2 protein-coding genes and 1 pseudogene are annotated in these 4846 nt (G+C 72.5%); 1 reads left to right on the forward strand and 2 read right to left on the reverse strand.

Going from position 1 to position 4846, the window contains the following annotated elements; translation table 11 throughout:
* A partial coding sequence (locus tag AOK08_RS39355; protein ID WP_241827295.1) for a MinD/ParA family ATP-binding protein occupies positions 1–1425 on the forward strand: 1425 nt, incomplete at its 5' end.
* A gap of 69 nt (positions 1426–1494) precedes the next feature.
* Here AOK08_RS39355 and AOK08_RS39360 read toward each other — a convergent pair.
* Together AOK08_RS39360 and AOK08_RS39365 are read right to left on the reverse strand one after the other, a co-directional pair.
* A complete protein-coding gene (locus AOK08_RS39360; protein ID WP_055535027.1) occupies positions 1495–2463 on the reverse strand; it encodes a bifunctional riboflavin kinase/FAD synthetase in 969 nt (322 codons plus the stop codon).
* 258 nt (positions 2464–2721) lie between these two features.
* Positions 2722–4846, reverse strand: a pseudogene (locus AOK08_RS39365) (serine protease); the annotation flags it as partial.

Here is a 4846-nt window from a genome sequence, read left to right on the forward strand (position 1 = left end):
TTCCCGCACCCCGGGCAGCCCGTCGGGGCACCCGGTGGGCACGGGTCGCCCCACCCGCAGGTGCCGCCGCAGCCTCAGGTGCCGCAGGGCGGGCCGCAGTCGCCGCCGTACGTGCCGGGGCAGCCCGTACCGGACGGCGCTGTTCCCCCCTCGCCTCCGCAACCGGTGTACGGCGGGCCCGAGTCGCAGCCGCCCGTCGACCCGCGTACCGGGGGCGCCTGGCCGCAGCCCATACAGCACGACCAGCGGCAGATGACCAACCCCGGTGCCGCGCCGCTGGGTTACACCGCGGCCGTCGAGCTGTCCTCGGACCGGCTGCTCAACAACAAGAAGCAGAAGGCGAAGAGCAGCAGGCCCGCGGCCTCGTCCTCCCGGTTCAGGATCGGCGGGAAGAAGGAGGAGGCCGAGCGGCAGCGCAAGCTCGAACTGATCCGTACGCCGGTGCTGTCCTGCTACCGCATCGCCGTCATCAGCCTCAAGGGCGGTGTCGGCAAGACGACCACGACCACCGCGCTCGGCTCGACCCTCGCCACCGAACGGCAGGACAAGATCCTCGCCATCGACGCCAACCCGGACGCCGGTACGCTCGGCCGCCGGGTGCGGCGCGAGACCGGGGCCACCATCCGTGACCTCGTCCAGGCGATCCCGTACCTCAACTCGTACATGGACATCCGGCGGTTCACGTCCCAGGCGTCGTCCGGGCTGGAGATCATCGCCAACGACGTCGACCCGGCCGTCTCCACCGCCTTCAACGACGAGGACTACCGGCGCGCCATCGACGTCCTGGGCAGGCAGTACCCGATCATCCTGACGGACTCCGGTACCGGTCTGCTCTACAGCGCCATGCGCGGTGTACTCGACCTCGCCGATCAACTGATCATCATCTCGACACCGTCCGTGGACGGGGCCAGCAGCGCCAGTACGACACTGGACTGGCTGTCCGCGCACGGGTACGCGGATCTGGTCTCCCGGTCCGTCACCGTCATCTCGGGTGTGCGCGAGACCGGCAAGATGATCAAGGTGGAGGACATCGTCTCCCACTTCGAGACGCGCTGCCGGGGCGTCATCACCGTGCCCTTCGACGAGCATCTCGCCGCCGGTGCCGAGGTCGACCTCGACATGATGCGGCCCAAGGTGCGCGAGGCCTACTTCAACCTCGCCGCCATGATCGCCGAGGACTTCGTACGCCACCAGCAGATGCACGGGCTGTGGACCTCGGACGGCAACCCGCCCCCGGTCGCGCCCCCGCCGATGCCCGGCCACCAGCAGCGGATTCCGGGGCAGCCGCCGCAGGGACAGCCCTATCCGGGCCAGCCGGGCCAGCCGGGTCAGTACCCGGCGCCGCCCCAGCCCCAGCCCGGCCAGCCATACCCGCCGCAGCAGCCGCCGTACGGCTACCCGCCTCAGCCGGGGCAGCAGCAGTAAGCAGGAGCGCGATGGGGAGGCGGCCGATGCCCTCGGGCACCGGCCGCCTCCCCATACATCCACTACCTGTTACCGACTGCCCGCGCGGCCCTGTTCCGCCGCCGCGATCAGCTCGCGGCACTTCTTCACGTCCTCGGACATCTGGACGAGCAGCGCGTCCAGCGAGTCGAACTTCGCCTGGCCGCGTACGAACGCCAGGAAGTCGACGGCGACATGCAGGCCGTACAGATCGAGGCCCACGCGGTCGATGGCGTACGCCTCCACCGTCCGTTCGGTGCCGTCGAACTGCGGGTTCGTGCCGACGGAGATCGCGGCCGGCATCTCCTCGCCGTCCGCGTGCAGCCAGCCCGCGTAGACACCGTCGGCCGGGATCGCGGTGTGGGGCAGCGTCTCGACGTTGGCGGTGGGAAAGCCGAGTTCACGGCCCCGCTGGGCGCCTCGGACCACCACGCCCTCCACCCGGTGCGGGCGGCCGAGGATCTCACCGGCGCCCGCGACGTCACCCTCACCGACCAGGCGGCGCGTCAGCGTGGACGAGAACGGCTCCCCGCCACCCGCCTCCCCGGACACGTACAGGTCGACGACCTCGACCTCGAAGTCGTACGTACGGCCGAGTTCGGTCAGGAACTCCACGTTGCCCGCCGCCTTGTGGCCGAACCTGAAGTTCGGGCCCTCGACGACCGCCCGGGCGTGCAGCTTGTCCACCAGGACCTTGACGACGAAGTCGGCCGGAGCGAGTTTCGAGAACTCCTTGGTGAACGGGAGGACCAGGACGGCGTCCACCCCCAGCTCGCCCATCAGTTCGGCACGGCGGTGGTGCGGAGCCAGCAGCGGAGGGTGGCTGCCGGGGCGTACGACCTCGCTGGGGTGCGGGTCGAACGTGACGACGACCGAGGGAACGCCCAGCTCACGGGCGCGCTCCACGGCGTGCCGGACGATGAGCTGGTGTCCGAGGTGAACTCCGTCGTAGGAGCCGATGGTGACGACGCTGCGTCCCCAGTCCTCGGGGATGTCCTCCAAGCCTCGCCAGCGTTGCACTGTGACCGCTCCTCGTCGAACCCGTGTCCGTGTCTGCCTCTTGCGCAGGCCTTCTTACGCAGGTCTAAGGGTGCCATGCCGAACGCGCCCCGCCCGCATCGGCATGGAGGCTGTGACGGGGCGCACTTGAGCGATTGCCGCCTGTTGCCACGGCGGTCGGTATGGCGGTCGGCACGGCGGCCGATATGACAGTCGGTATGGAAGCCGGTATGGAAGCCGCACACCAGCGGCTTCGGGCGTACTCAAGGTCTGCGTGTTCTATGCGGGGACCCGGACCCCCGCCAGGTTCTCGATCATGCGGCGGGTACTGGGGCCGACCACCACGGCCCACTCCCCCGGAGTGCCGGTCAGCCAGCCCGCCACCAGCGCCGCGAATCCGGGCACCCGTCTGGCCAGCTCGACCAGGAGGCAGTCGAAACGTGTGGCGCCGTCCGGAGTGCGTACGAGGAGCAGCCCGCAGCGGTGGACGAGGCCGCGCGTGCGCGGTTCGCCATGGCGGACCGCGCCCTCGGCGGTCGCGCGGAGCAGCGCGTCCAGGACGGTGGGGTCGTGCTCCCTGCTCAGGAGCGCTTCGAGGAGTTCATGGCGCAGGGCGTGGGAGACCGGAGCTCCGGGTGCGGCCAGCACGGTCGCGAGGGCCGCGCGCACCGGGACCGGGCCGCCGTCGAGAAGACCGGTGACCAGCGGGAGGAGTACGGGCCGGACGGTGGGGCCGTGGTCAAGGCGCCGGTCCACGTACGCCGCCAGGTCGCCGGCGGTTCCCGGGTGCCGTTCCGCCGCCTCCCGTACGAGGGCGGCGACCGGGCGGGCGAGGGCAGGGGTCGTGACGTCGGCGAGGGTGCGCAGGGCGTCGCCCGCCTCCGGTCCGAGCAGCCGGGCGCGGAACGCGGCGAGGACCTGCTCGGGGTGGGTCGTCAGAGCGGCGGTCAGGGCGCTCGGCGGGAGATGCGGGTCGCCGGCCGTGAAGTGCCGCAGTGCCTGCGGGAGATGGCGGTCGCGGGTGCGTGGATCACGGACGAGGAGCGCCAGCGCACCGCCGTGCAGGGAGCGGTCGGCCGGGCGGGCGAGCAGGGCGAGGGCCGCGTGGTGCAGGAGATCGTGGTCGGCCTCCGTACGCGCGTGGGGTGCGGCCCGCGGCCCGTACGCCACCGCCGCGACCCGGCGGGCCGGCCGCTCGTCGTGCGCCCACCGGTCGACGGCCCGGCAGACGGCGGACGGCTCCTCCTCGGCGAGCACGGCGAGGAGTTCGTCCCCACGCCGGTGCCCACGGTCGACGAGCACCTCGATCAGGTCGTCCAGTGCCCGGTGGCGGTGGGTGTGCAGCAGTGCCTGGGCGGCGGTCGCCACGGTCGCGTCCGGTGTGGCGGGCAGCGGACGGTCGTCGTCGAACCAGCCCGCGAGGAGCGGTTGTACGGCGGTGGGGTCGGCGGCGAGCAGTCCCGCCACGGTGTCCAGATAGCGGGGCTGGTCGGAATGGCGGGGCTGGTCGGAGCGGGCCGGAGGTTCGTCGCCGACGACGAGCCGGCGCAGCAGATCGAAGCGGGCGGCTTCGGGGAGCCGGAGCGCGGTCCAGAACGAGGGGCCCATCTCAGGCGGCACAGTCCGGCTGCGTCGGCGGCGGGCCACGATGTGGTCGGCCAGGAGGCGCAGCACATGGGTGTACGGGGTCGCGTCGGGGACCTGACGGAGCACTTCGGTGAGGAGCCGGGTCGCCCACCAGGTGGCAGCCGATGTGCGGGAAGTGGCCCCGGAGTCCAGGGCCTGCACCAACTCCCGCAGACGGTGGGCCAGTTCGACGGCTCCGTGCTGTCGGGCGAGGAGCAGCAGTGACTGCACCACCGGGCCGATGCGGTGGTGCGGCACCGGAACGGGGGCGGCGGGTACGGGGGTGGTGTCCCCGGCGTTCTCCGTCTCCGGGCGGCGCCGGTGGACCAGGGCGTGCAGCGCCTCGTCGAGGTCCAGATGGGTGCCCTGGATCCAGTCGGCGAGTTCCTCGTGGGCGAAGCGGTAGCCGCTCCCGGCGGGGACGAGGAGACCCTCGGTGAGGACGGCCGAGGCCCAGCCCGTGCCACCGCCCAGGCGGGCCGGTGCGGGGCCCCAGGGGAACACGGACTCGAAGGACGCGCGGTCCAGCTCGCCCTGTCCGGGGCCCAGACTGCGGCGGGCGGCCTCGTGGATCTGGCCGGAGACCCTGGCGGCGAGCCGGCGTACGGCGGTGCCGCGCAGGCCGTTCTCGGCGGCCAGCCGGACGGCGATACGGAGGCACATCAGGTCGAGGTGTGCGGTGAACACGTCGTGGCGGTCGAGGCGGGGGGCGGTAGGAGTGTCGGGGAGAGCCGGGAGCGCCGCGCGGACCTCGGAGAGGAGGCGGAGGGTGAGGGGG

This window comes from Streptomyces graminilatus (genome assembly GCF_001418565.1).
Taxonomy (GTDB): domain Bacteria; phylum Actinomycetota; class Actinomycetes; order Streptomycetales; family Streptomycetaceae; genus Streptomyces; species Streptomyces graminilatus.